Annotated in this window: 21 protein-coding genes; 9 read left to right on the top strand and 12 right to left on the bottom strand. The window is 71.9% G+C overall.

What is annotated here, in order from left to right; translation table 11 throughout:
- Positions 1–269 precede the first annotated feature (269 nt).
- From ACZ5VD_RS21190 to ACZ5VD_RS21180, 3 genes are all read right to left on the bottom strand, one after another.
- Positions 270–1376 (bottom strand): HAMP domain-containing sensor histidine kinase, encoded by a 1107-nt coding sequence (locus tag ACZ5VD_RS21190; RefSeq protein ID WP_468551015.1) that lies wholly within the window; start codon positions 1374–1376, stop codon positions 270–272.
- A complete protein-coding gene (locus ACZ5VD_RS21185; RefSeq protein WP_468551016.1) occupies positions 1373–2110 on the bottom strand; it encodes a response regulator transcription factor in 738 nt (245 codons plus the stop codon). Before ACZ5VD_RS21185 ends, ACZ5VD_RS21190 begins: the two co-directional genes overlap by 4 nt.
- 124 nt (positions 2111–2234) lie before the next feature.
- Positions 2235–2912, bottom strand: a complete 678-nt coding sequence (locus ACZ5VD_RS21180; RefSeq protein WP_468551017.1) for a spermidine synthase family protein — start codon at positions 2910–2912, stop codon at positions 2235–2237.
- A 170-nt stretch (positions 2913–3082) separates the two neighbouring features.
- On the opposite strand from ACZ5VD_RS21180, the gene ACZ5VD_RS21175 reads away from it, so the two are divergent.
- The gene (locus ACZ5VD_RS21175; RefSeq protein WP_468682936.1) at positions 3083–3979 is read left to right on the top strand and encodes a rhomboid-like protein; all 897 of its coding nucleotides are present in this window, start codon (positions 3083–3085) and stop codon (positions 3977–3979) included.
- Between the two features lie 607 nt (positions 3980–4586).
- Here ACZ5VD_RS21175 and ACZ5VD_RS21170 read toward each other — a convergent pair.
- A complete protein-coding gene (locus ACZ5VD_RS21170; protein ID WP_468682935.1) occupies positions 4587–5174 on the bottom strand; it encodes a GNAT family N-acetyltransferase in 588 nt (195 codons plus the stop codon).
- A 156-nt stretch (positions 5175–5330) separates the two neighbouring features.
- On the opposite strand from ACZ5VD_RS21170, the gene lon reads away from it, so the two are divergent.
- Positions 5331–7745 carry an endopeptidase La gene (gene lon / locus ACZ5VD_RS21165; RefSeq protein ID WP_468682934.1) on the top strand — a complete coding sequence of 805 codons (2415 nt, stop codon included), beginning with the start codon at positions 5331–5333 and terminating at the stop codon, positions 7743–7745.
- A 73-nt stretch (positions 7746–7818) separates the two neighbouring features.
- On the opposite strand, the gene ACZ5VD_RS21160 is transcribed toward lon, so the two are convergent.
- Positions 7819–8649, bottom strand: a complete 831-nt coding sequence (locus ACZ5VD_RS21160) for a lysozyme (protein ID WP_468551019.1) — start codon at positions 8647–8649, stop codon at positions 7819–7821.
- 197 nt (positions 8650–8846) lie between these two features.
- Between ACZ5VD_RS21160 and ACZ5VD_RS21155 the strand changes: the two genes are divergently transcribed.
- Complete coding sequence (locus ACZ5VD_RS21155; protein WP_468551020.1) at positions 8847–9341, top strand: MarR family winged helix-turn-helix transcriptional regulator; 495 nt, start codon at positions 8847–8849, stop codon at positions 9339–9341.
- Between the two features lie 274 nt (positions 9342–9615).
- On the opposite strand, the gene ACZ5VD_RS21150 is transcribed toward ACZ5VD_RS21155, so the two are convergent.
- On the bottom strand, positions 9616–10404 hold the full coding sequence (locus ACZ5VD_RS21150; RefSeq protein ID WP_468551021.1) for a protein phosphatase 2C domain-containing protein: 789 nt from the start codon (positions 10402–10404) through the stop codon (positions 9616–9618).
- Between the two features lie 378 nt (positions 10405–10782).
- Here ACZ5VD_RS21150 and ACZ5VD_RS21145 point away from each other — a divergent pair, with 378 nt between their 5' ends.
- Genes ACZ5VD_RS21145 through ACZ5VD_RS21125 form a run of 5 tightly spaced genes read left to right on the top strand, consistent with a single transcriptional unit; the run spans position 10783 to position 16486 of the window.
- Entirely contained in the window at positions 10783–13578 is a 2796-nt protein-coding gene (locus ACZ5VD_RS21145; protein ID WP_468551022.1) for a sensor histidine kinase, read from the top strand.
- Positions 13575–14078, top strand: coding sequence for a roadblock/LC7 domain-containing protein (locus ACZ5VD_RS21140; RefSeq protein WP_468551023.1), 504 nt, complete (start codon positions 13575–13577; stop codon positions 14076–14078). The genes ACZ5VD_RS21145 and ACZ5VD_RS21140 overlap by 4 nt, the downstream gene beginning before the upstream one ends.
- Positions 14075–14533 (top strand): DUF742 domain-containing protein, encoded by a 459-nt coding sequence (locus ACZ5VD_RS21135; RefSeq protein WP_468682933.1) that lies wholly within the window; start codon positions 14075–14077, stop codon positions 14531–14533. The genes ACZ5VD_RS21140 and ACZ5VD_RS21135 overlap by 4 nt, the downstream gene beginning before the upstream one ends.
- Positions 14514–15197 carry a GTP-binding protein gene (locus tag ACZ5VD_RS21130; protein WP_468551025.1) on the top strand — a complete coding sequence of 228 codons (684 nt, stop codon included), beginning with the start codon at positions 14514–14516 and terminating at the stop codon, positions 15195–15197. The genes ACZ5VD_RS21135 and ACZ5VD_RS21130 overlap by 20 nt, the downstream gene beginning before the upstream one ends.
- A gap of 35 nt (positions 15198–15232) precedes the next feature.
- Entirely contained in the window at positions 15233–16486 is a 1254-nt protein-coding gene (locus ACZ5VD_RS21125) for a styrene monooxygenase/indole monooxygenase family protein (RefSeq protein WP_468551026.1), read from the top strand.
- Here the strand turns inward: ACZ5VD_RS21125 and ACZ5VD_RS21120 are convergent.
- From ACZ5VD_RS21120 to ACZ5VD_RS21105, 4 genes are all read right to left on the bottom strand, one after another.
- Positions 16459–17487 carry a C40 family peptidase gene (locus ACZ5VD_RS21120; RefSeq protein ID WP_468683083.1) on the bottom strand — a complete coding sequence of 343 codons (1029 nt, stop codon included), beginning with the start codon at positions 17485–17487 and terminating at the stop codon, positions 16459–16461. The two genes, ACZ5VD_RS21125 and ACZ5VD_RS21120, sit on opposite strands and share 28 nt — an antisense overlap.
- A gap of 151 nt (positions 17488–17638) precedes the next feature.
- Positions 17639–17956: a hypothetical protein gene (locus ACZ5VD_RS21115; protein WP_468682932.1), complete on the bottom strand. Its 318-nt coding sequence runs from the start codon at positions 17954–17956 to the stop codon at positions 17639–17641.
- Positions 17957–17968: 12 nt separating this feature from the next.
- Complete coding sequence (locus ACZ5VD_RS21110; RefSeq protein WP_468551028.1) at positions 17969–18616, bottom strand: TetR/AcrR family transcriptional regulator; 648 nt, start codon at positions 18614–18616, stop codon at positions 17969–17971.
- Between the two features lie 154 nt (positions 18617–18770).
- Positions 18771–19709 (bottom strand): AurF N-oxygenase family protein, encoded by a 939-nt coding sequence (locus ACZ5VD_RS21105; RefSeq protein ID WP_468682931.1) that lies wholly within the window; start codon positions 19707–19709, stop codon positions 18771–18773.
- A gap of 154 nt (positions 19710–19863) precedes the next feature.
- On the opposite strand from ACZ5VD_RS21105, the gene ACZ5VD_RS21100 reads away from it, so the two are divergent.
- Entirely contained in the window at positions 19864–20667 is an 804-nt protein-coding gene (locus tag ACZ5VD_RS21100; protein WP_468682930.1) for a hypothetical protein, read from the top strand.
- Between the two features lie 199 nt (positions 20668–20866).
- On the opposite strand, the gene ACZ5VD_RS21095 is transcribed toward ACZ5VD_RS21100, so the two are convergent.
- Positions 20867–22336: a penicillin-binding transpeptidase domain-containing protein gene (locus ACZ5VD_RS21095; protein ID WP_468682929.1), complete on the bottom strand. Its 1470-nt coding sequence runs from the start codon at positions 22334–22336 to the stop codon at positions 20867–20869.
- A complete protein-coding gene (locus ACZ5VD_RS21090) occupies positions 22333–23724 on the bottom strand; it encodes an FtsW/RodA/SpoVE family cell cycle protein (RefSeq protein ID WP_468551032.1) in 1392 nt (463 codons plus the stop codon). Before ACZ5VD_RS21090 ends, ACZ5VD_RS21095 begins: the two co-directional genes overlap by 4 nt.
- Between the last annotated feature and the right edge of the window lie 29 nt (positions 23725–23753).

Genomic DNA, 23753 nt, shown 5'->3' with positions numbered 1-23753 from the left:
CCTCTTCCGCTTCACAAGGTGATGGACAGCGGGAATAAAGGCTACGCCTCCAAGACCGGGTAGGTCAGGCCGGGCCCGTCCATCGTCGTGTAAGTCACATCGAACAGCGTGTTTCAGGGCTGGAAATGGCGGGAAACAAGCGTGGTTCCGCTTCGTCCGGCATGGGTTGAGCGGGCCCAGGCGCGACAACGGCGCGGGCCTCTTCCTGATCACACGTGTCCGTCAGTGCGGACGCCCGTGGATCTTGTGGCTCCGCCTCGAACTTTACGTCAACTTGGCAGAGATGGAAGTCCCGGAAGGGTGACAAGAATCCGGCAGCCCCGCTCGGATTCGGCCACACCGATCCGGCCTCCGTGCAGATCCACCGCCCAGCGGACGATCGCCAGGCCGAGACCCGTGCCGCCGTCACTGCCCGGACCGTGCGGCCGGTTGACACTGCCGCGGTTGAACCGCTCGAAGACCCGGTGCCACTCCGAACGCGGAATGCCGGGGCCCTCGTCGAGGACTTCCAGCTCCAGCGACTCGTGGGTGGTCCCGCGCCGCGCCTTGACGGTGACCCGGCCGTGCGGCGGGCTGTGCTTGACCGCGTTGTCGATGAGATTCGCCACCACCTGGTGGATCCGCTCGGGGTCCGCGTGCGCGGTCAGCTCCGGCGGGGACACGTCGAGGTGCAGATGGACGTCCGTACGCGTGTGGCTGCCGGAGCCGGACGCGATGCCCGCGCGCGCGGAGGCGACCATGTTGGCCTCCTTCAGCACGCCCGAGAGATACGGCCACACCTCGAAGCGCCGCTTGCGCAGCGGGACGACCCCGTTGTCCAGCCGGGACAGGTCGAGGAGCGTCTCCACGAGACGCCCCAGCCGCTCGGTCTGCTTCAGGGCCGTCCGCATCGTCTCGGGGTCGGCCTCGGTGACGCCGTCGACGATGTTCTCCAGGACCGCCCGCAGACCCGCGATCGGCGTGCGCAGCTCGTGCGAGACATTCGCCACGAGCTCCTTGCGCTGCCGTTCCTGCGCCTCCAGGTCGTCCGCCATGTGGTTGATCGTCTGGGCCAGGTCACCCAGCTCGTCCCGGCGGTTCTCCCGCACCCGGCGGGTGTAGTCGCCGTGCGAGATGGAACGGGCCACCGCGTTCATCTCGTCCAGCGGCGCGGTGAGCGAATGCGCCACGAACTGCGTAATCAACAGTGTGGCGATCATCGAGAAGACCGTGATGAACCGCAGCTCCGTCTTGGTGTGCACCGCGATCATCAACAGACCCGTGGTGATCAGCACCGAGATCACGACCAGCGCGCCCAGCTTGGTCTTGATCGAGAACGGGCGTACGCCGCCCCAGGGGTCCCCAGGGCGTCTTGGTGCGGCCGGCCCCTCGCTCATGGCGTCGGCGTCTCCAGGGCGTAGCCCACGCCGTGCACCGTGCGGATCCGCTCGGCGCCGATCTTCCGGCGCAGTGCCTTGATGTGGCTGTCGACGGTCCGGGTGCCGGAGGCGTCCGCCCAGTCCCACACCTCGGCCAGCAGCTGCTCCCGGGAGAGCACCGCGCGCGGGGTGTTGGCCAGGCAGACCAGCAGGTCGAACTCCGTGGGCGTCAGATGGACGTCCTCGGAGCGCACCCGTACCCGGCGCTGCGCGTGGTCGATCTCCAGCTCGCCGAGCCGGAGGATCCCGCTGCGCGGGGTCGAGGCCGCGATGGCGGCCCGCTCCACCCGGCGCAGCAGGACGTGCACGCGGGCGGCCAGCTCCCGCATGGAGAACGGCTTGGTCATGTAGTCGTCGGCGCCGACGCCGAGCCCGACCAGCATGTCGGTCTCGTCGTCCCGTGCGGTGAGCATCATGACCGGCACCGGTCGGGCGGCCTGCACACGCCGGCAGACCTCCAGGCCGTCGAAGCCGGGCAGCATGATGTCGAGGATCAGCAGATCGGGCTGCCAGGCCTCGGCGGTGTCGACCGCGGACGGGCCGTCGCCCGCTGTTTGCACGAGGAATCCCTCGGCGCGCAGGCGGGTCGCGATGGCGTCCACGATCGTCGGATCGTCTTCGACGACGAGCACCCGGCGCTGTGCGCCCGGGGTCGCCGCCGTGCCGTTGTGGGAGGTGTGTGTCTGCTCCATCGCCCGCCCCTGAGGTGTGCAATTCCGGAACCAGTGGGGTGATCCCTTGTCTGCGCATGACTGCGCTTGACGCTTGAATGATCGGCGTCAGGGAAGCAGAGTACGGGGAGTCACCGTGGCTTTGCTATCCAGGTCGGACCGCGAGATGCACGACGTCCGGAACTCCCCGGGCAACCGGGATCTCTTCGGTACGCACCTGTTGGAACCCGGCATTCCATAGGGATCCTTCAAATTCCGGAGAGGGCCGGGCGGACCACACCGCAAGTACCCCACCCGGACGCAACGCCCTTGCGCAGCTTGCCAGTCCGGCCGCGGAGTACAGGTCGCGGTTGCCCTCGGTGACCGTCCAGCCGGGCCCGTTGTCCACGTCCACGCACAGTGCGTCGAACGTGTCGCATCTCTCATTGACGAAAGCGAAAAGGTCCGTTTCCACAATCTCCGTGCGCGGATCCGCGAGAGCGTCCGCCGAGAGCGCGGACAGGGGACCCGCGAGGTGCCAGTCGATGATGGCGCGCTCGCGTTCGACGACGATGATGCGGACCCAGCGGGGATCGGCCGCGGCGTGTGCGAGCGAGAAGCCGACGCCGAGACCGCCGATGAGCACACTCGGCTCGCGGCGACCGCCGAGCGCGTCCAGCGCCGCGTCCACGAGCAGCCGCTCCGAGCGCCCGTCGGAGGTGTCCATCAGGAAGCAGCCGTTGGCGATGATCTGCAGTAACTCGCCATGCCGCCGCAGAACGACCTCGCCGTGCGGACCGTCGCGCCGGTCCAGGACCTGGGGAACGTCGTACGAGGTGGACATCGGCCCATCCTGGCAGGAGGGAGGGGGCGGGCCGGGCGACATCGCGCAGGGTCGGCGCCGCCCGGCGCTCCTTGAGAAGTCCCTGTGAATCGGCGCCTGGGTGGCGCAGGTCACAGACAGGGTCCCGTGGTGCGTCGAGGGTGGGGTGAAAGGGGAAGGAGCGCCTCACCTTGGAACGGACCGAGACGGCCGACCGGCCCGACGTGCACGAGCTGCTGGACGGGATGCCGCGCCAGCGAGGCACGTCGACGGCCGTGCCGGACGCGCCTGACGTGCCCGTCGCGTCCCCCGCGGTCGGGCCTTCCCGGGCATGGCTCCGCCTCCGCCCCTGGCGGCTGCTCCCGACGCCGACCGGGACACCGTTCACCTTCGGCTACGCCACCGTCCTCGCCGTCACCTCACTGGTCACCCGGTACGCCGACCCCGCCCTCGTGCACCAGCTCCACCAGGCGTCCAGCACCGATGTGGCGCACCTCGTGCGGATGCCGATGTTCGTGCTGCCGGCCAGTGCGCTGTGGGTGGCGGGCGGGATCCTCTCGCCGTTCGCGATCGGCCTGCTCCTCGTGCTCACCGCGCTGGAGCGGCGGATCGGCGGTCTGCGCACGGCCGGTGTCTTCCTCCTCGGCCATGTCCTCGCCACCCTCGCGACCGAAGTGCCCATAGGGCTCGCGGTCCTCGCCGGCCGGCTGCCGGAGAGTTCGCTGCACCGCCTCGACTACGGCGTCAGCTTCGGCGTCGCCGCCGGGGTGGGGGCCCTGGCCGGTCTCCTCACCCCGTGGCTGCGCTGGCCGCTGCTCGCCCTGTTCGGCGGGATGCTGGTCCAGGACCTGCTGGCCTTCACCGACCCGATGACCAACTGGGGCCACCTGCTGGCGTTCACCATCGGCATCGGGACATGGCCACTGGTGAGACGCCACGCTCAGCCGAACCGGTCGCGTTCGGATCAGCCGGGTTCGGACCGGTCGCGTTCGGACCAGTCGGGTTCGGACCAGTCGGGTTCGGACCAGTCGGGTTCGGACCGGTCCCGGCCGGACCGGACCATGTCCGACCGGACCACGGCCTCGTAGCCGCCGGCCGAGTCGCGACGGTCTGGGCGAACTCCGACACGCTTCTTCGTCCCGCCGGACAGCATCCGCGGCCGGTCTCCCAGTCGGTCGGGGAGTCCGACGGCCTCCGCCGCGCGCGCCACGGCCGCCGGGGCGAGCCCGCCCGGCAAGTCCCGCGACCAGGCGGTCTACGACCGGAACTCCCGGACCGGACAGCCGGACCGGACAGCCGTGGAACACCCCGAACCTCTACGGGAGACAGCGCCCGGCCGGCGCCGGATCTCCTGTCGCCGGAGCCGGAGCCGGAGCCGGAGCCGGAGCCGGAGCCGGAGCCGGAGCCGGAGCCGGAGCCGGCGGGGCGACCGTGCCCTCGGTGGCGGTGGCGGTGGCGGTGGCGGTGGCCGTGGCCGTGTCGGTGCGCCAGCCGCGCCGTGCGGACGCCGGACGCCGGGCCGGTTCGGGGACGCCGAGACGGCTCTCGTCCTCCGAAGTCGCCCCCACGGGCTGTGAACCGGGGCCGTGAACGGGCTCGCGGTGTGTGGGCTCTCCCTGTGAACGCCGTCGCGGATTCATAGCGGTGGGCCAGCGGTGCTGTGGCGGTCGGTCGGTTCCTCTTCTGGAGGGCTGGTCAGTCGTCGCCCCGCACGCGCGCGTGCGGATGCTGGTCGTGCCACCTGTCCGCGTGCAGGAGGGAGCCGCGCATGGTGCCCTCCAGCGGGAAGCCGGCCTTCTGGGCGACTCGGCAGGACGCCTGGTTGGCCGCCGAGTGGCAGAGGGTGAGCCGGTGCAGGCCGAGGTCGTCCAGGGCCCAGCGGGTCAGGCGGCGCGCGGCCTCGACCGCGACACCGGCGCCGCGGCCCGCGGGCAGCATCCAGTAGGCGATCTCGCCGTGACCGCGCTGGAGGTCGACGCCGATCCAGGCTGCCAGGCCGAGGGCCTCGCCTCCGTCGGGGCGGGCGACGGCCCAGACCGCGCCCGTCTCCGTCGTCCAGCGGTCGTGCATGCGCGCGATACGCGCGCGTGCCCCGTCCTCGGAGACGGCGGGCAGAAGGTTCCAGTGGCCGATGGCGGGATCGTGGCTCGCCGCGACCAGCGCGTCGGCGTCCGCGAGCCGCCACGGCCTGAGTTCGAGACCGGTGCCGGGAAGGTCGAGCACGGGTTGGGTGTTGTCGCACATGCGGCCCGCGGGGACCACCGGGGGTATGGGAGCGATCACCCGCCGCATCATGACAGACCTGGTCAGTGGGCGAACAGTGGCCGGTCAGGGGCTGGTCGGGGCGTGATCGCTCACAGCGAACGCGGCCGGGGGAACAATCAAGGGCTCACATGCATTGAGTCGGCATAGCTCAACTTGAATGCCGAAGGGGAGATCATGGCTACTGAGTCCACAGCGTTCACTCTGCCTGTGTTGCCGCTCGACGACGAGGTCGTGCTGCCCGGAATGGTGGTGCCGTTGGACCTGAACGACGCCGAGGTGCGGGCCGCGGTGGAGGCCGCCGAGGCCGCCGCGCGGTCGGAGCCCGGCAAGCCGAGGGTGCTGCTGGTGCCGCGCATCGACGGCGCGTACCCGAGTACCGGCGTGCTCGGCACCGTGGAGCAGGTCGGCCGGCTGGCCGACGGCGACCCGGGCGCGCTGATCCGTGGACGCGGGCGCGTGCAGATCGGCGCCGGGACCACCGGTCCGGGCGCGGCGCTGTGGGTCGAGGGGACGCGGATCGACGAGAGCGTGCCCGAGCCGCTGCCGGGGCACGTCGGCGAACTGGTCAAGGAGTACAAGGCGCTGGCGACCGCCTGGCTGCGCAAGCGCGGCGCCTGGCAGGTCGTGGACCGTGTGCAGGCCATCGACGGCGTCTCCGCGCTGGCCGACAACTCCGGTTACTCGCCCTTCCTGACCACCGGCCAGAAGGTGGAGCTCCTGGAGACCGCCGACCCGGTCGCCCGTCTCAAGCTCGCCACCCAGCAACTGCGTGACCACCTCGCCGAGCAGGACGTCGCCGAGACCATCGCCAAGGACGTCCAGGAAGGCGTCGACAAGCAGCAGCGCGAGTTCCTGCTCCGCCGCCAGCTGGAAGCCGTACGCAAGGAACTCCGCGACCTCAACGGAGAGGCGGAGGGCGAGGAGTCCGACGACTACCGGGCCCGGGTGGAGGCCGCCGACCTGCCCGAGAAGGTCCGCGAGGCCGCCCTCAAGGAGGTCGACAAGCTGGAGCGGTCCAGTGACCAGTCGCCCGAGGGCTCGTGGATCCGGACCTGGCTCGACACGGTCCTCGAACTGCCGTGGAACGAACGGACCGAGGACGTGTACGACATCCCGGGCGCCCAGGCGGTCCTGGACGCCGAACACGCCGGTCTGGAAGACGTGAAGGAGCGGATCACCGAGTACCTGGCGGTGCGCAAGCGCCGTACCGACCGGGGCCTGGGTGTCGTCGGCGGCCGGCGCGGCGGTGCCGTGCTCGCGCTCGTCGGCCCGCCCGGGGTCGGCAAGACCAGCCTCGGCGAGTCCGTCGCGCACGCCATGGGCCGCAAGTTCGTCCGGGTCGCCCTCGGCGGCGTCCGCGACGAGGCGGAGATCCGCGGCCACCGGCGTACATACGTCGGCGCGCTGCCCGGCCGCATCGTCCGGGCGATCAAGGAGGCCGGGTCGATGAACCCGGTGGTCCTGCTCGACGAGATCGACAAGGTGGGCTCGGACTACCGGGGCGACCCGGCCGCCGCCCTCCTGGAGGTGCTGGACCCGGCGCAGAACCACACCTTCCGGGACCACTACCTGGAGGTGGAGCTGGACCTGTCGGACGTCGTCTTCCTGGCGACGGCGAACGTCCTGGAGGCCATCCCGGAGGCCCTGCTCGACCGGATGGAGCTGGTCCGCCTGGACGGCTACACCGAGGACGAGAAGGTCGTCATCGCCCGCGACCACCTGCTGCCGCGTCAGCTGGAGCGGGCGGGCCTCGAAAAGGACGAGGTCGCTCTCGACGAGAGCGCGCTGCGCAAGCTCGCCGGCGAGTACACGCGCGAGGCGGGCGTCCGCACCCTGGAGCGGTCGATCGCACGGCTGCTGCGCAAGGTCGCGGCCCAGCACGAACTGGGCGAGCGGAAGCTGCCGTTCACCGTCCGGGACGAGGACCTGCGGGCCCTGATCGGACGGCCGCACCACGTGCCCGAGTCCGCGCAGGACCCGGCGGAGCGCCGGACGGCGGTCCCCGGTGTCGCCACCGGCCTCGCGGTCACCGGAGCGGGCGGCGACGTGCTGTTCGTCGAGGCCTCGCTGGCCGACCCGGAGACGGGCGCGGCGGGCCTGACCCTGACCGGCCAACTGGGTGACGTGATGAAGGAGTCGGCGCAGATCGCGCTGAGCTTCCTGCGGTCGCACGGGGCGGAACTGGAACTCCCCGTGGCCGACCTGAAGGACCGGGGCGTGCACATCCACTTCCCGGCGGGCGCGGTCCCCAAGGACGGCCCGAGCGCGGGCGTCACGATGACGACGGCGCTGGCGTCGCTGCTGAGCGGCCGGCTCGTCCGCACGGACGTGGCGATGACCGGTGAGGTCTCGCTGACCGGCCGGGTCCTCCCGATCGGCGGTGTGAAGCAGAAGCTGCTCGCCGCGCACCGGGCGGGCGTCACCACGGTCGTCATCCCCAAGCGCAACGAACCCGACCTGGACGACGTCCCGGCCGAGGTGCTGGACAAGCTCGACGTCCACGCCGTCACGGACGTCCGCCAGGTCCTGGAGCTGGCGTTGTCCCCGGCGGAGAACGGGGCCGCGTCGGAGGTTCCGGTCGCGGCGTGACGGACGCGACCGGAGAGGCAGGGCCCGGGTCCCGTGAGGGAGGCCCGGGCCTTCGTCCTGCCCGCGGCGGGGTTCAGCCGCGGGCGAGCGCGGCGACCCGGTCGAGGGCGCCGTCGAACCGGTCGTGGTCGCCGACGGTCGGGCCGGAGGACGTGTACTGCCACATGGTGTAGTTGCCCCAGCCGGCCGGCAGGGTCCCCACGGCGGACGCGTACCGCGCGATCCACAGAGGGTTGGCGGCGAACCCGGCGTAGTCGCCGGTGCACTGGGTCCACCAGCTGGTGGCGGTGTAGATGACGGCGTTGCGTCCCGTGCGCGCCCGGTACTGGTTCAGGAAGTCGCGGATCCAGGCGACCATCGCGCTCCGCGACTTGCCGAAGCAGGCGTCGCCGTACGGGTTCCACTCGATGTCGAGCGCGCCGGGCAGCGTCCTGCCGTCCTTGGACCAGCCGCCGCCGTGGTCGACGAAGTGGTTCGCCTGGGCGGCGCCGGTGGTGGTGTCCGGGGTGGCGAAGTGGTAGGCGCCACGGACCATGCCGACGTTGTACGAGCCGTTGTACTGCTGGGCGTAGTAGGGGTTCGAGTAGTACGTCCCCTCGGTCGCCTTCGCGTAGGCCCATCTGACCCCGCTGCCCCACAGGGTGGACCAGTCGACGTTGCCCTGATGGCTGGAGACGTCGACGCCCTCGGTCTGGGCGGCGCGGGTGCGGGCGGGCACACCGTCCTGGCCGTCGTGGGCGAGGACGCCCATGCCCATGTGGGCGGTGCCGCGGGCGGGAGCGGGGGCGGTCTCGGCGGAGGCCGGGACGGTGAGGGCGAGGGGAACTATGAGGGCGGTGAGCAGGAGGCCGGCGAGGAAGCGGCGCCGGGCGCGGTGGGGGTGGGGCGAACCGGTTCTGTACACGAACCCAGCGTGCCCGCGACGGCTCGGTGCCGCTCGGTGGAACCCGGGCGGGGGAGAGGGAGGCGGGGCCCGTCGAGTGGAGGGAAAGAAGCCCGGATGCTGCCGTTGGTCCAGCCCTGCGAAATACTGGCCGAGCTGCGGCGATGGGGCCATTTGGCGGAAACTTTCAGGATCGGGAAACCGAGGCAGGGGCTGACGTGCGCGAAGACGGAAACGGCGACGGACGCGGAGTCGCATCCGGCGTGTCCGCGAGCGGTGTGGACCAGCCCGCGTTCCTCGCCCTGGAACGCGAACTGACCGTCCTGCTGCGACGCGCCCGCGCCAACCAGGGCGAGATGGCCCGCGAGGTCCACCCCGACCTGGAGTCCGCGGCCTACGGCCTCCTGATCCGCCTCGACGAGCTCGGCCGCCAGCGGGCCACGGAACTCGCCGGGTACATCGGCGTCGGCAAGGCGACGATGTCCCGCCAACTGCGCGCCCTGGAGGAACTCGGCCTGGTGGCCCGCGAACCCGACCCGGCGGACGGCCGCGCCTGGCTGGTCACCCTGACCGAAGAGGGCCGGCACCGGGTACGCCGGGTCCGTGAGGCCCGCCGGGCCCGGTACGCGGGGCGACTGGCCGACTGGGACGCGCGCGAGGTCGGGGAACTGGCCCGGCTGCTCGGTCAGTTGAACCAGGGGATGGAAAAGTAGGGACTGGCGGAACAGGCCGGAGAAGCAGGTCTCCGGCGTCTTCCTCGACACGGGCCGGACATCCGCCTCACACACGAGTGCCGCGACGGCGTGACGGCCGGCGCGGCACATGGCGTGGTGATGCATCCGGTGACGCATTCACCCCGTGACGCTTCACCCGGTGAAGACGAACGCCGATGATCCGGCCGTGGTCGCCGCCCTGTGCCCGGAGGCCCGGTCCTCCTGCTGTCCGTCACCGCCTGGACGTCGTTCATACGGGGAGCCGTCCGCCAGGTCACAGCTCCACGAACACCACCGTCGCGTCGTCGTGCGTCTTGCTCCGCCCCAGGAACTCCCGAGCCTCCGCGTCCGCCCGCTCCAACTCCCGCACGCGCGCGACCAACGCCCCCGCCCCCTCCTTCCGGACGAAGGTGAGGCAGTCCCCCCAGTCGCCCTCGCGGAACCGCTCCACCCACCGTGTCGCCCCGTCCGTCAGGGCGGCCAGCGCGCGGACGTCCGGGCGCGGCAGGGTGCCCGTCACCGCCCGCTCCGCCACCGTCGGATCCGCCGCGGCCGTGAAGAAGCCGCCCTCCATGTTGCGGACCGTGGAGTCGACCAGGGCGTCCGTCGCCAGGGCGGCCCGGGACAGGCGGGAGAGGCGGTCGTCCAGGATCGCGGTCACCGGGCCCGCCGGGGACTCGACGAGCAGCGCGGAGTCCGACAGGACCAGGTACTCCAGCGTCCGAGGCGACCAGCGGGCCAGAACCACCGTGGCCTGCGGGGTGCGTGGGTGAGAAAGGTCACAAGTGGCTTGATGTGCCTCGGCTGTTCGACGGATCGCCCGGGAGAGGATCTCCTCCAGCGTCAGATCTCTACAGGAAACGGTCAGTTCGGTCAGGGCGCCGCCCAGTCGGGACACGAACCAGGGGACCGAATGCAGACAGCCCGTCGCGGTCCTCGGCGGTGTCACTCCGTCCAGGACGACGAGCACACCGCCCAGTCCGGAGGCCGGTAGCGCGACACCGGCGAAGTCCTCGTCGAGGCGGCCGGGATCACCGGGTTCCGAAACAAGTTCCGTACGCATCCGGCCAGTCTGCACGAGCCCTTCACCGAGATCACAAAAGGCCGACATCGGTTACGGGATGACCGCAGCCGTGCAGGTCAGGCGCCTGGTTTGGGGTGGAATGGTTTGCTCCGGGCGGGCGTGGTGGCGAATAGTGCCACCGGCCGACGCCGACGTCCAACCGGCCCGCGGCGCAGGGGTGTCGCGCGAGCCTCGGGAACTTGCCCGCCAACTCCCGTCCGATGTTCACTCCTTCGGGTGGCGGGTCGAGCGATGCGCGGCCACCGCCCACCGGCACTGGGAGGGTCGGGGACCGTACCAGGTGTACGCAGAGTCGACACCTGGTGACGGAGCGTTATCCGGTCCATGGGTACTCACGAGTCAGGAATGCGAGCACCGGTGCAGAAGACGCGGCCTCGTCGTACAGGCAAGAAGGCGGCCTCCGGGAAAGGCGCGGAGGGCACGCCCGGCACCGCCGTCCCCGGTCCGTCCGGCGCTCCCGGCACGCCGAGCGCCCCTGTCGGCACGGGCCGGCGCACCCATGTACGCACGCGGCTCATCCTCGCCGTCACCGTCGTGGCCGCCGCCATCGCCGGGGCCGGAGCACCCTCCCTGATCACCGCCTCCGGCGAACTCAGCGACTCGCAGGACCTGGTGACGCTCGCCGAGCAGACGCAGGACGCCCTCGCGCTCGCCCACTCGCTCGCCGACGAGCGCGACGAGGTGACGCCGTACATCGCCGCCGGCCGCCCCAAGACCAAGGCCCCCGACGAGCAGCGCAGCGCCCGCGTCGACCGGCAGGTGGAGGAACTGCACGCCGACTCCGACCTGCCCGCCGCCGTACGCGGTGACCTCGACGGCATCGCGGCCGTCCGCCGGGCGGCGCTCACCGGCAAGAGCAGCGCCCTCGAAGCACACCAGGCGTACTCCGCGGCCATCACCGACCTGCACCGGCTCGCCGAGGAGCTGGCCGAGCGACTGCCGCCCCGCGCGGGCTCCGGCGGCTACGCCCTCGCCGAACTCGACTCCGCCGTCCAGCAGGCCGCCGCGACCCGCGGGCTCCTCCTGGCGGCGCTCGCCGTGCCGACGAGCACCCAGACCGTCGTGGACCCGATCACCGGCCTGCCGTCCACCGAGACCAGCTCCTCGAAGGCCGACACCGCGCAGCGCGACGCCCTCAGCGCCGCCGCCCAGCAGGCCCGCCTGCGCTCCGACGCCGCCCTCGCCGACTTCGCGGACACCGCGCCCACGGCGGCCAAGGCGAGCTACGACTCCACGGTCACCGGCCCCGAGGTCAACTCCGCCGACAAGTACCTCGCCGCCCTCACCGACCAGCCGACCCTCTCCGGCGGCGAACTCGGCACCAGCGCCACCAAGGTCGACGCCACCCTCTCCGCCCGGATCGACGCGATGCGCGGCGCGGAAGCCGCCCTCTACGAGCGCCGGGTCAAGGACCTCGCCCAGCTGCGCGACGACGACGTCACCGCGCTGGAGCTGCGGATCGCCGTCCTCGGCGCCCTGATGCTGCTGGCCGTCGGCATCGCCACCGCCATGGCCCGTACGCTCACCCGGCCGCTCTCCGTGCTGCGTCGCGGCTCGGCCCGGCTCGCCGAGGCCGAGGACGCCACCGCCCAGGAACCGGTCACCTTCACCGGCCGCAACGACGAGTTCGCCCAGGTCGTCCGCTCGGTCAACACCCTGCACGCGCACGCCGTCGCGCTCGCCGAGCGGGTCGCCACCCTGGAGTCCGACCGCAAGCACCTGGTCGGCCAGCGGCAGAAGATGGCCGACGCCCGCGAGCAGCTGAAGGGCGAACTCACCGAGTCCGCCGCCCAGCTGGAGCGGCTGCGCACCAGCATCGGCGCCACCTTCGTCAGCCTCGCGCTGCGCACCCTCGGCCTCGTCGAGCGGCAACTCGCCGTCATCGAGGGCCTGGAGGAGCGCGAGCAGGACCCGGAACGGCTCGCCACGCTCTTCAAGCTCGACCACTTCGCCACCGTCATGCGCCGGCACAGCGAGAACCTCCTCGTCCTCGCCGGCACCGAGCACGTCCAGCAGAGCGCGGGCCCCGTCCCGCTCGTCGACGTCGTGCGCGCCGCGGTCAGCGAGATCGAGCGGTACGAGCGGGTCCGCATCGCGGCCCTGCCGCCGCACGCCCACATCGCCGGGTTCGCCGCCGACGACCTCTCCCACCTGCTGGCCGAACTCATGGAGAACGCCACCTCGTTCTCCCCTCCCGACCTGCCCGTCGAGGTCTCCGCCTGGCTCCTGGAGAGCGGCGAGGTCATGCTCTCCGTCCAGGACGAGGGCATCGGCATGACCGTCGACCGGCTGACCAAGCTCAACACCCGCCTCGGCGACTTCGACCCCGAGACGACGTACGACTCCTACGACCAGGACGGCGAGGACGGCCTCGGGCTCGGCCTGTACGTCGTCGCCCGCCTCGCCCACCGGCACGGTGTGCGCGTCCAGTTGCGTGAGCAGAAGCAGGGCGGTGTCGCGGCGGTCGTCGTGCTCCCGAAGACCCTGCTGGCCGCCGCGTCGACGGCCGCCGTCCCGACGGCCTCGACGTCACCCGCCGCGGGCGGCACCCACACCTTCTCCCTTCCGGGCGCCGACGCGGAGGTCAACTCCAACGTCCTGTACGGCCGTTCCGAGGGCGGCGACCCCCTGGTCACGCTCGCCGAGACGGCCGTACGGCAGTCGCAGGCGGACGAGAACGGTGACGCGGACGCCGACGGAGACGGAGGCGAGGGCGAGTCCTCCGCGCCGGAGGCGGCGGCCGAGACCACGATGGAGCTGCTGGTCCCGGAACCCGAGGAGCCCCAGCAGGCCGGAGAGGCCCGGGAGCCGGCCCAGGACCCTTACACCATCGGGCCCGACACCCATGAACGTGTCCCCGACGCAGATGACCGCGTCCCGGACCAGCCGGAGGAACCTGTCACCGACAAGGGCCTCCCCAAGCGCACACCCAAGATCGCCGCCGCCGCACCGCCGCAGCGGCAGAGCAGCGGCTCCGTCGACGCCGAAGCACTCCGCCGCCGCCTCGGCGGCTTCCGCCGGGGGGCGGAGGCGGGGTACCGCGACGTGGAGGCGGAGATCGCCGAACAGACGGGCCGTAACAACGTGCCCGTCAGGGAATCCGCAGGATCCGAAGAAGTCACGGGGGGCACAGCCGAGGAGGCAAGCAGTTGACCGCGCCCAGTACCTTCGGACTGAGTCGTGAGGCACGCAATCTTCACTTTCTGCTGACCAATCTCGTCGAGGAGGTGCCCGGCATCCAGTCGGTCGCCGTCGTCTCCTCCGACGGGCTGCTCCTGCTCTCCTCCGACCCCGAGCGGAACGCGGAGGCACGCGAACCGCGAGACGAGAAGCCGTCCGGCCCGCGCGGCTCCGCCGCCGACCTCGCCACCATCGTCTCCGGCATCGGCAGCCTCACCGTCGGCGCCGCCAAGCTGATGGACTCCGGTCCGGTGAAGCACACGATGGTCGCGATGGACGAGGGCAGTCTGTACGTGATGTCGATCAGCGACGGTTCGCTGCTCGGCGTGCACGGCTCCGCGGACTGCGACATGAGCGTGGTGGCATACCACATGGCGCTCTTCGTGGGCCGCGCCGGCCACGTCCTGACGCCGGAACTCCGCAGCGAGCTACGGCAGTCCCTGGAGGACGAGTCGACGGGGAGCGCCCCATGAGCGGCGGCAACGGCACCCGCAGCGACAGCGGGAACGCCGGCGGTACGCCGCGGAAGCTGCCCGTCCGCGGCGGCGACCGCAAGTCGGCCCGGGTGCGCCCCTACTCGCTCACCGGCGGCCGTACCCGCTTCGGGCACGTCCTCCTCGTGGAGACGTTCGTGGCGAGCACCGCCGCGATCGAGGCCGCCGAGGAGCGCAGGGAACTGACGAACGGCGTCCTCGACAGCCGGGTCATGCCGGAGATGCGGGCCATCGTCGAACTGTGCCGCCGGATGCGCACGGTGGCCGAGATCGCCGCGCTGCTGAAGATGCCGCTCGGCGTGGTCCGGGTGCTCCTCAGCGACCTCGCGGACCAGGGAAAGATCCGGGTGTACGGAACGGGAACCGGTCACGGCACGGGCCGCCCCGACCGCGTTCTGCTGGAAAGGGTGCTGAGTGGACTCCGTCGTCTCTGACGCCGCTCGCGGTGTCTCCCCGCGCCCCGCACCGGGGCGCCGCGAACCGGGGTTCGGCGAGCAGGGCCTCGTCGAACCCGACGAGCCGCTGCGGCCCTGGCAGTCGGACCGCACCCGCGCGCCGATCGCCACGAAGATAGTCGTGGCGGGCGGCTTCGGCGTCGGCAAGACCACCATGGTCACCGCCCTCTCGGAGATCACGCCCCTGGAGACCGAGGCGCTGATGACCGAGGCGAGTGAGGAGCACGACGACCTCACCGCCACGCCCGGCAAGCTGACCACCACCGTGGCCATGGACTTCGGCCGCCTCACGCTCGACGACGACCTGGTGCTCTACGTCTTCGGCACGCCGGGCCAGCAGCGGTTCTGGTTCATGTGGGACGACCTGGTGCGCGGCGCGATCGGGGCGGTCGTGCTGGCCGACACCCGCCGCCTGAAGGACTGCTGGCCCGCGCTGGACTACTTCGAGAGTTGCGGGCTGCCGTACGTCGTGGCGGTGAACCACTTCGACGGCAGTGAGCGGTTCGAGCCGGAGGACGTGCGGGAGGCGCTGACCATCCCCCGGCACATACCTGTCATGATCATGGACGCGCGGCGGAGGATCTCGGTGATCGAGACCCTGCTGTCCCTCGTCGGCCACGCGCTGGACTTCACCCCCGAGTAATCCCGAGCAGTCGCGAACTAGGAGCCACCACCCGCATGCGGAAGATACTCGTCGTCGGAGCCGGTCAGGCCGGTCTCCAGCTCGCCCTCGGCCTCCAGTCGCACGGGTACGAGGTCACCCTGATGTCCAACCGGACCGCGGACGAGATCCGGTCCGGCCGGGTCATGTCGACGCAGTGCATGTTCCACACGGCACTCCAGCACGAGCGCGACCTCCAGTTGAACTTCTGGGAGTCCCAGGCTCCGAGGATCGAGGGACTGGGCGTCTCGGTCGCCGCCCCCGGCTCCTGGGACGAGGGCCCCGCGGCCCGCGCGATCGACTGGGTGGGCAAGCTCGACGGGTACGCGCAGTCGGTCGACCAGCGGGTGAAGATGGCCGGCTGGATGGAGACGTTCGCGCAGCGCGGCGGCCAGTTGGTCATCCACGGCGCGGCGGTCGGCGACCTCGACTACTTCTCCCGTACGTACGACCTGGTGCTGGTGTCGGCCGGCAAGGGCGAACTGGTGTCGATGTTCGGCCGGGACTCCGCGCGTTCCCCGTACGCCGAGCCGCAGCGTGCCCTCGCGGTCGCCTACGTCCACGGACTCGGCCCGCGCCCGGAGCACCCGGACCACGAAGCGGTCCGCTGCAACCTGGTCCCCGGCGTCGGTGAACTCTTCGTCATGCCGACGTTCACGACCTCCGGCCGCGCCGACATCCTCTTCTGGGAGGGCGTCCCCGGCGGCCCGCTCGACGTCTTCAACGGCGTCAAGGACCCGGCGCGGCACCTCTCCCTGACCCTGGAGCTCATGGAGAGGTACACGCCCTGGGAGTACGCGCGGGCCACGAAGGTCGAACTGACCGACGCCGGCGGCACGCTGGCCGGCCGGTACGCCCCCACGGTCCGCAACCCCGTCGGCCGCCTCCCCGGCGGCGGACTCGTCCTCGGCGTGGCCGACGTGGTCGTCGCCAACGACCCGATCACCGGGCAGGGCTCCAACTCGGCGTCCAAGTGCGCGGCGGCCTACCTCGCCTCGATCCTGGAGCACGAGGACCGGGAGTTCGACGAGACCTGGATGCGGGCCACGTTCGACCGCTACTGGGACACCGCCCAGCACGTCACCAAGTGGACGAATGCGATGCTCGGCCCGCCGCCGGAGCACGTGCTGAACCTGATCGGCGCGGCGGGTCAGCTCCCCCCGGTGGCGGACCGTTTCGCCAACGCCTTCGACGACCCGGCCGACTTCGAGAACTTCTTCTACGAGCCGGAGAAGACCGCCGCCTATCTGGGGTCGGTCGCGGGCGCCTGACGCTCGTCCGGGCGTACGACCCCCAGGATCGGGTGGGACGCGACGGGGGAGATCCTGACCTTCTCGCCGGTCCGCGGGGCCTGGACCACCTCGCCCTCGCCCAGATACATCGCCACATGGGTGGCCTCGGGGTAGTAGACCACCAGGTCACCCGGCCGCAGTTCGTCGAGCGGGACCCTCGGCAGCCGGGCCCACTGCTCCTGGCTGGTGCGGGGGATCGGCGTACCGGCATGCCCCCAGGCCTGGGACGTGAGCCCGGAGCAGTCGTACGACTTCGGGCCCTCCGCGCCCCACTCGTACGGCTTCCCGATCTGACGGAGGGCGTACCGCAGCGCGCGGTCGCCCTCCCGGGACGGCTCACGGTCCTCACCGAGGGCGCCGGAGGTCACGAGTTCCCGCTGCGCCCTGTCGACGCCCTCCTCCTCGAACTCGGCCAGCGCGGCCAGCTGTTCGGCGGTGAGCGAGGCGAGCAGCTCCTCGACGTCCTCAAGACGCTTCCGTACGGCGTCCCGCTCCTTCTTCTGCCGGGCGGCCAGGGTGAGCCGGGCGTCGAGGGCCTCGCGGGCGTCGCGGGCCAGGTCGTCGGCCTTCTTCTCGCTGCCGGTCAGCCGGCCCACCGTCTCCGCCCGCTCGCGCGCCAACTGGCCGATCACATGGCCCTGGTCGAGCGCGTGCTGCGGGTCGCGGGCCAGGAGCAGCCGCACGTACGGGGAGATGTCGGTGCTGTTCTGGTACTGCTGCCGGGCCAGCCGGCCGGCCGCTCCCCGGCTGTCGTGCAGCGAGAGCCGGGCGCGGGACAGCGCGGCGTCCAGCCGGGTCGTCTCGCCGCGCTGCTTCCTCAGCCGTTCCTCGGTGGCGTTGTACGTCTCGGTGGCCTCCTCCGCCTCCTGGTATAGCCGCTGAAGGTCCGTCAGCAGCTCGGCCACGGACCGCTCGCCGGGCTCCCCGGGCTCCGGTACGGCCACCGAGGGCAGCGGCGCGAGGACGGTCGCGGCCACCATCGCCGCCGTCGCCGTCGTACAGACGAGACGCAGAAGCCTTCCTGACACGTCATCACCTCCGGTGCGGGGCAGCGCTTCCGCTCCGCATCGTGAGCATCAGACGTGGCGGCCGGGCCCGCGCGCCGGGTGTGCGCGGTTCGGCGCAACGGCGTCACCCTTCGGTGGCGTCCGGTTTGCCGCCCGGCGTGGCGTCCGGCCTGGACCACGGCCACCTGCGTCGGCCCGTCCGTCCGGTGGGGTCGTACGCGTACTTCCAGCCCTGGTGCAGTGCGAGCTTCCCGCTCCGCGCGCGCGGGACCCGGCGGTAGACCAGCACGGTGGGCGGGCCGCCGGCGGCGTCCGGGACCGGGATACGGTACGTCTTGGGCGGGTGCCCGGTGGCGCCCACCAGGACGGGCAGGACACGTCCGTCCATGGGGCCGCCCTCGAAGGGGGTGTCTTCGCTCTTCACGGGACCAGTGTCGGCCATCGGGCGCGGGGGTCAGCCGTCGGTCAGCACGGCCTCGATCAGCTCCGAGGTCTGCGGGTCCCGCCGGGCCGTCACCGACAGGACCGCCACGAACTGCTCGACCAGCCAGTCCCGCAGTTCGTCGGCCGGCGGCTGCTTGTCCTCGTCCAGCCAGATCAGCGAGGCCGCCTCCACGGCCGTGATCCACATCCGTACGGTCATCCGCAGCCGGGGACCGGGCTCGGTGACCTCCAGGTGCCGCATGATGTGCTCCGCGGCGGCCCGGCGCACCCCGTCCACTATGGCCGTCGTACGGGACGTCTCGACGACGCTGCCGCCCTGGAGCAGGGCGCTGAAGCCGGCGTCGTGCTGGTCGACGAAGGCGAGATAGCGGTCCAGGGCGCGGGCGAGGCGGGGGAGGAGCGGGCCCTCGCGGGGCTCGTCGAAACAGGTCCGCAGTTCCTCGGCGGCGGACCGGAGGGCGGCCTCGTACAACTGCTGCTTGCCGCCCGGGAAGTACCGGTACACGAGCGGGCGGGACACCCCGGCCGCCTCCGCCACGTCGTCGAGCGACACGTCCTCGGGCACCCGGTGCGCGAAGAGGCCGAGGGCGGCCTCCAGGAGCTGGCTGCGTCGTTCCTCGACGCTGAGGCGGCGGTAGGCGGGCGCGGCGGGGGTCATGGGTGCAGCGTAGTCGGGCGTCCACAGGAGCGTCGTGGCTGGTCGCGCGGTTCCCCGCGCCCCCGGGTGGGCAGGGTCGGCCGGCGTTCGGTCCCCCCAGGGGCGCGGGGAACCGCGCGACCAGCCCCCGCCGGCCCGCGGTCCGCGGTCCACGTCAGGCCAGCAGCCCCGATGACCTCCACAGACGCCTGCCCACACCCCGCAGCACCCCGATGTCGTCCAGGAAGTCCGTCAGCCGTTTCGCGCCGGTCTGCATGACCTCCCGGCGGTGTCCGCTGGCCTGTACCTGGGCCATGGCCTCGCGCCGGTCGAGTCCCACGTTCGGATAGACGTCGGGGTTCACGAACGCCACCGAGAACACCCGGGCGAACTCACCGGAGGTGACCCGCGTGAACTCCTGCGACCACCTGGGCGCCGTCACCATCTGGCGCCGCAGCTCCTCGCGGGCGTACCGCACATGACGGGCCTCCTCGACCACGTGGATCCGGGTCACCCCGCGGATCAGCGTCTGCACCCGCTCGTCCGGGAAGGTCAGCCGCTGCATCCAGTCGAGGACCTCCTCGCCGAGCAGGGTGGCCGTGAAGGAGCCCGGGGTGGTGGAGATGGTCTTGAACAGCCGGCCGAGGTGCTGATGGGCGCGGCTCACCGGGTAGTAGGGCGTCTCGCCGCGGGAGATCAGCCGGGCGAACATCTTGGAGTGGCGGCACTCGTCCTCGATCTCGGTGAGTGCGTACCGCACGTGGGCGCTCGTCGCCGCCTTGTCGTAGATGTGCCGGACGAGCAGCTGCATCAGGATCAGCTCGAACCAGATGCCGAGCGAGGCGAGCGCGGCGGCCTCGTGCTGCGAGAGCAGGATCCGCTGCTCCTCGCTCATCCGCTTCCACATCGGGGTGTCGTAGAGCGACACCAGTTCCGGCGGCCAGAACCACTTGCCCTCCTCGAAGGGCGCGTCCCAGTCCAGTTCCTTGTCCGGGTCGAAGGAGTGCTTGGCCGACGAGGCGAGCAGCCGCTCGGCCACCTGCTCCCGGTCCTTGAGCAGTCCGAGCGCGTCACGCAGTCCGTCGAGCGCGTCGGTATCGGTCAGGGTCGTCATGACTGATCCACCTCGTCGTCCACCTCATCGTGTGTTACCGGCGGTTCACTCCCGCGCATCTTATGAGACTGCCTGTCAGCAAGCACGTCAATCCCTTCCGCGTGACTTGTTGGCCCGGCGTCCGCCTGTACGACGCATGCAGTAGCGTTCCGGCGTGTCCACGCCCACTCCGCCGCAGAGTCCGTTTCCCCCGCACGGCCCGTACGCCCAGCAGCCGCCCCAGGGGCCGTACGGCACGCCGTACCCCCGGCAGCCCCACGGAACTCCGCACCCTCAGCAGCTCTACGGACCCGCGTACGCCCCGCAGCCGAACGGCTGGGTTCCGCCGGCCCCGAAGAAGACCCGGACCGGGCTGGTGGTCGGTGTCGTGGGCGGGGTCCTCGCCGTGCTCGTGGTGGGACTCGGCGTGCGGGCCACCACCGGCTATCCCGCGGCCGAGTACTCCCTGACCCTGCCCGGGACCCTGCTGGACGGCCGCTACCGGCTGACCGAGGACCTCTCCGACTCCCGTGGCCAGGAGGTCCAGGACGCGGCGGACGGCGCCTCGGGGTCGAAGGTCGTCGACGCCAGGGTCGGCAACTACGGCGTGGACGGCGACGCGACCAAGGGCGCGTTGCTGCTGTCGGGCATGTACGGCCGGTTCAAGCACCCCGACGACGACCGCGACAGCATGCTGAAGGGTGCCACCGAGGTCCAGGGCGCGACCCTCGCCGTGGCGCCCGAGGACTTCCGGCCGAGCGGCGCGGACACCACGGTCACCTGCCAGGTCGTCACCCAGGAACGGCTCGGCACGAGGCTGACCTACCCGGTCTGCGCCTGGGCGGACGGCAACACGGCCGCGGTGATCGCAGAGGTGGGCGCGGAGGCCTCCACCCGAAAGGCCTCCGCGATCGACCTGGAGGCCGCCGCCGGGACCGCGCTCCGGATCCGCTCCGAGACCCGCAAGCCGATCGGCTGACCCGCCTCAGGCCGGGCACCCCAGATCCTCGGGAATCGCCCCGGCGGCCGGCTCCACCGCCTCGACCGGCTCCACCGCCTCCGCCGGAAACGACTTCCGCAGCGTGAAGACGTACGGGCCGAACGGCAGGTCGGCAGGTCGAGGGCGGCCGGACCGCGTCTCATCAGAGGAGCGGGAGCGGTCGGTTGGACAGGGGCGGTCAGTCGTCGGCCGCCGGGCCGAGCACCGCCTGCATCACCGCCCGCGCGATCGGCGCCGCGTCCCCGCCCCCGCTGATCTCCCCCCGGTCCGCCTCCGCGTCCTCCACCACCACCGCCACGGCCACCTTCGCCGTCATGTCCCGCTCGCCCTGCGCCCAGGAGACGAACCAGGCGTACGGCGTCCCGGAGTTGCCGATGCCGTGCTGGGCGGTGCCGGTCTTGCCGCCGACGGTGGCGCCGGGGATCGCCGCGTTGGTGCCGGTGCCCTCGGTGACCACCTCCGTCATCAGCTCCTTGAGACGGACGGCGGTCGACGGGTACATCGCCTGCCGCACGGGGCGCGAGCCGGGCGTCGACACCGTGGCGCCGCCCGCCCGGGTGGTCCGCTCCACCAGGTACGGCTGCCGCACCTGCCCCCCGTTGGCGACCGCCGCCGACACCATCGCCATCTGCAGGGGCGTGGCGCGCGTGTTGTACTGCCCGATCGACGACAGCGCGAGCTGCGCCTTGTCCACCGAGGTGTCGAAGGTGCTCCGCGCCACCGAGAAGGGGATCCGCAGGGCCGTGTCGTTGAAGCCGAAGGCCTGCGCGGTCGCCGTCATGTCGCCGACCCCGACGCCCACCCCGAGCTTCGCGAACACCGTGTTGCACGACCACTTGAACGCCTCCCGCAGGGAGAGGTCCGCGCAGCCGTCCGACGCGTTGGTCAGGCTCGTCGTCGTCCCGGGCAGCGTGTAGGGGGCGGGCGAGTCGGTCGGCGCGTCGATGTCCGTGACGACCCCCGCGTCCAGCGCCGCCGCCGCGGTCACCACCTTGAAGGTCGACCCCGGCGGATACGTCTGCCGTACCGCCCGGTTCAGCATCGGCCTGTCCGCGTCGCCGTTCAGCCGGGCCCAGGACCGGCCCACCGAGGAATCGTTTCCCGACAGCGCCGCCGGGTCGTACGACGGCGTCGACACCAGCGCCAGGATCCGCCCGGTCGACGGCTCGATCGCCGCCACCGCGCCCTTGCGGCCGTCGAGACCGTCGTACGCCGCCTGCTGCGCGGCCCGGTTCAGGGTGGTCTCCACATGGCCGCCCGGGGGCCGGGAACGGGTGAGGTCGTTCCACAGCGGGAGGGGCGACAGCATCGGGTCCGTGCCGGACAGCACACCGTCCTCGGCGTGTTCCAGGAAGGTCGCCCCGTACTCCTGGGAGGCGAAGCCGGTGACGGGGGCGTACAACGGGCCGTCCTGGTAGGTCCGTTCGTAGCGGAGCTGCTCGCCGGTGTCCCGGGAGCCGGTCACCGGCCGCCCGCCGACCAGGATGTCGCCGCGCGGCTGGCCGTAGAGGGCGATGCTGCCGCGCCGGTTGGCCGGGTTGTCGTCGTAGGAGCGGGACTGGAAGGCCTGGAGGCGGGTGGCGTTGACGAGGAGCGCCACGAGGAGCAGGGCGCAGAAGCAGACGGCGCGGCGGATGTACCGGGTCACGGCGCCACCTCCCGGCCGTGCCTGCCCCCATCGCCCGGGTCTGCGTCGTCCTGGCCGCGGGCGGAGTCGCTCACCCGGATCAGCAGCGCCACGATCACCCAGTTGGTGACGACCGAGGAGCCGCCCTGCGCGAGGAACGGCATCGCCATGCCGGTCAGCGGGATCAGGCCGGTCACCCCGCCCGCGATCACGAACACCTGGAGCGCCACGATCGAGGAGAGCCCGACCGCCAGCAGCCGCCCGAAGGGGTCGCGCAGGGCGAGGCCCGCCCGGTAGCCGCGCTCCACCAGCAGGGCGTAGAGCAGGAAGATCGCGGCCAGCCCGGCCAGGCCCAGCTCCTCGCCCGCGGTGGCCAGGATGAAGTCCGACTTGGCGGCGAAGCCGATGAGGACGGAGTGGCCGAGGCCGAGACCCGTGCCGAGGGCGCCTCCGGCGGCGAACGCGAACAGCGACTGCGCCAGCTGGTTGGGGCCCCGGCCCGCCTCGATCGACGCGAACGGATGCAGCCAGTCCTCGACCCTGCTGTGCACGTGCGGCTCCAGCCAGCCCACGGCGACCGCCCCCAGCGAGGCCAGCAGCAGACCGACGGCGATCCAGCCGGTGCGGCCGGTGGCGACGTACAGCAGGACGACGAACAGGCCGAAGAAGAGCAGCGAGGTACCGAGGTCCCGCTCCAGGATCAGCACCCCCACGCTCAGCAGCCACACCGCGAGGATCGGGCCCAGGACCCGGCCGGTGGGGAGCCGGAGCCGCCGCACACGGCGGCCCGCGTACGCCAGCGCGTCGCGGTTGGCCGCCAGGTACGCGGCGAAGAACACCGCGAGCAGCACCTTCGCGAACTCGCCCGGCTGGAGGGAGAACCCGGCGATCCGGACCCAGATCCGGGCGCCGTTCACCGCCGGGAAGAAGATCGGCAGGATGAGCAGGACCATCGCGGCGGCGACACAGGCGTACGCGTAGCGGGTCAGGACCCGGTGGTCGCGCAGCAGCAGGACGACCACGATGAACAGGGCGATCCCGACGGTGGACCACACGAGTTGGGTGGGCGCCGCCCGGTCGCCGGGGGTCTCCAGGTCGAGCCGGTAGATCAGCACCAGCCCCAGGCCGTTGAGCAGCACGCCGATCGGCAGCAGCAGCGGGTCGGCGCAGGGGGCGCGCAGCCGTACCGCGATGTGCGCGAGCAGCGCGAGCACGCCGAGCCCGGCGCCGTAACCGGCGGCGCCGGGCGGGACGGTGCCGTTCTTGGCGAGGCCGACGCCGCAGTAGCCGTACACGGAGAGCAGGACGGCGAGGACGATGAGGGCCAGTTCGATGCCACGGCGACGGGGGAGGCGTACGGCGGGAGCGGGGGCGTCCGCCTGTACGACGGTGGTTCCGGCCTGGGTCATGTCCGGAACCTACCCAAATAGGGCGTCTT

The organism is Streptomyces sp. NPDC032822 (genome assembly GCF_055578825.1).
The sequence above is the reverse complement of the archived record's forward strand: the minus strand, read 5'-3'. Positions and strand labels throughout refer to the sequence as shown.

Coding starts and splice junctions, on each gene's coding strand:
- ACZ5VD_RS21185 (WP_468551016.1), bottom strand. CDS start 2,110: ATGGAGCAGACACACACCTCCCACAACGGCACGGCGGCGACCCCGGGC.
- ACZ5VD_RS21090 (WP_468551032.1), bottom strand. CDS start 23,724: ATGACCCAGGCCGGAACCACCGTCGTACAGGCGGACGCCCCCGCTCCC.
- ACZ5VD_RS21125 (WP_468551026.1), top strand. CDS start 15,233: ATGCGGAAGATACTCGTCGTCGGAGCCGGTCAGGCCGGTCTCCAGCTC.
- ACZ5VD_RS21120 (WP_468683083.1), bottom strand. CDS start 17,487: ATGGTGGCCGCGACCGTCCTCGCGCCGCTGCCCTCGGTGGCCGTACCG.
- ACZ5VD_RS21110 (WP_468551028.1), bottom strand. CDS start 18,616: ATGACCCCCGCCGCGCCCGCCTACCGCCGCCTCAGCGTCGAGGAACGA.
- ACZ5VD_RS21180 (WP_468551017.1), bottom strand. CDS start 2,912: ATGTCCACCTCGTACGACGTTCCCCAGGTCCTGGACCGGCGCGACGGT.
- ACZ5VD_RS21115 (WP_468682932.1), bottom strand. CDS start 17,956: ATGGCCGACACTGGTCCCGTGAAGAGCGAAGACACCCCCTTCGAGGGC.
- ACZ5VD_RS21135 (WP_468682933.1), top strand. CDS start 14,075: ATGAGCGGCGGCAACGGCACCCGCAGCGACAGCGGGAACGCCGGCGGT.
- ACZ5VD_RS21105 (WP_468682931.1), bottom strand. CDS start 19,709: ATGACGACCCTGACCGATACCGACGCGCTCGACGGACTGCGTGACGCG.
- lon (WP_468682934.1), top strand. CDS start 5,331: ATGGCTACTGAGTCCACAGCGTTCACTCTGCCTGTGTTGCCGCTCGAC.
- ACZ5VD_RS21150 (WP_468551021.1), bottom strand. CDS start 10,404: ATGCGTACGGAACTTGTTTCGGAACCCGGTGATCCCGGCCGCCTCGAC.
- ACZ5VD_RS21190 (WP_468551015.1), bottom strand. CDS start 1,376: ATGAGCGAGGGGCCGGCCGCACCAAGACGCCCTGGGGACCCCTGGGGC.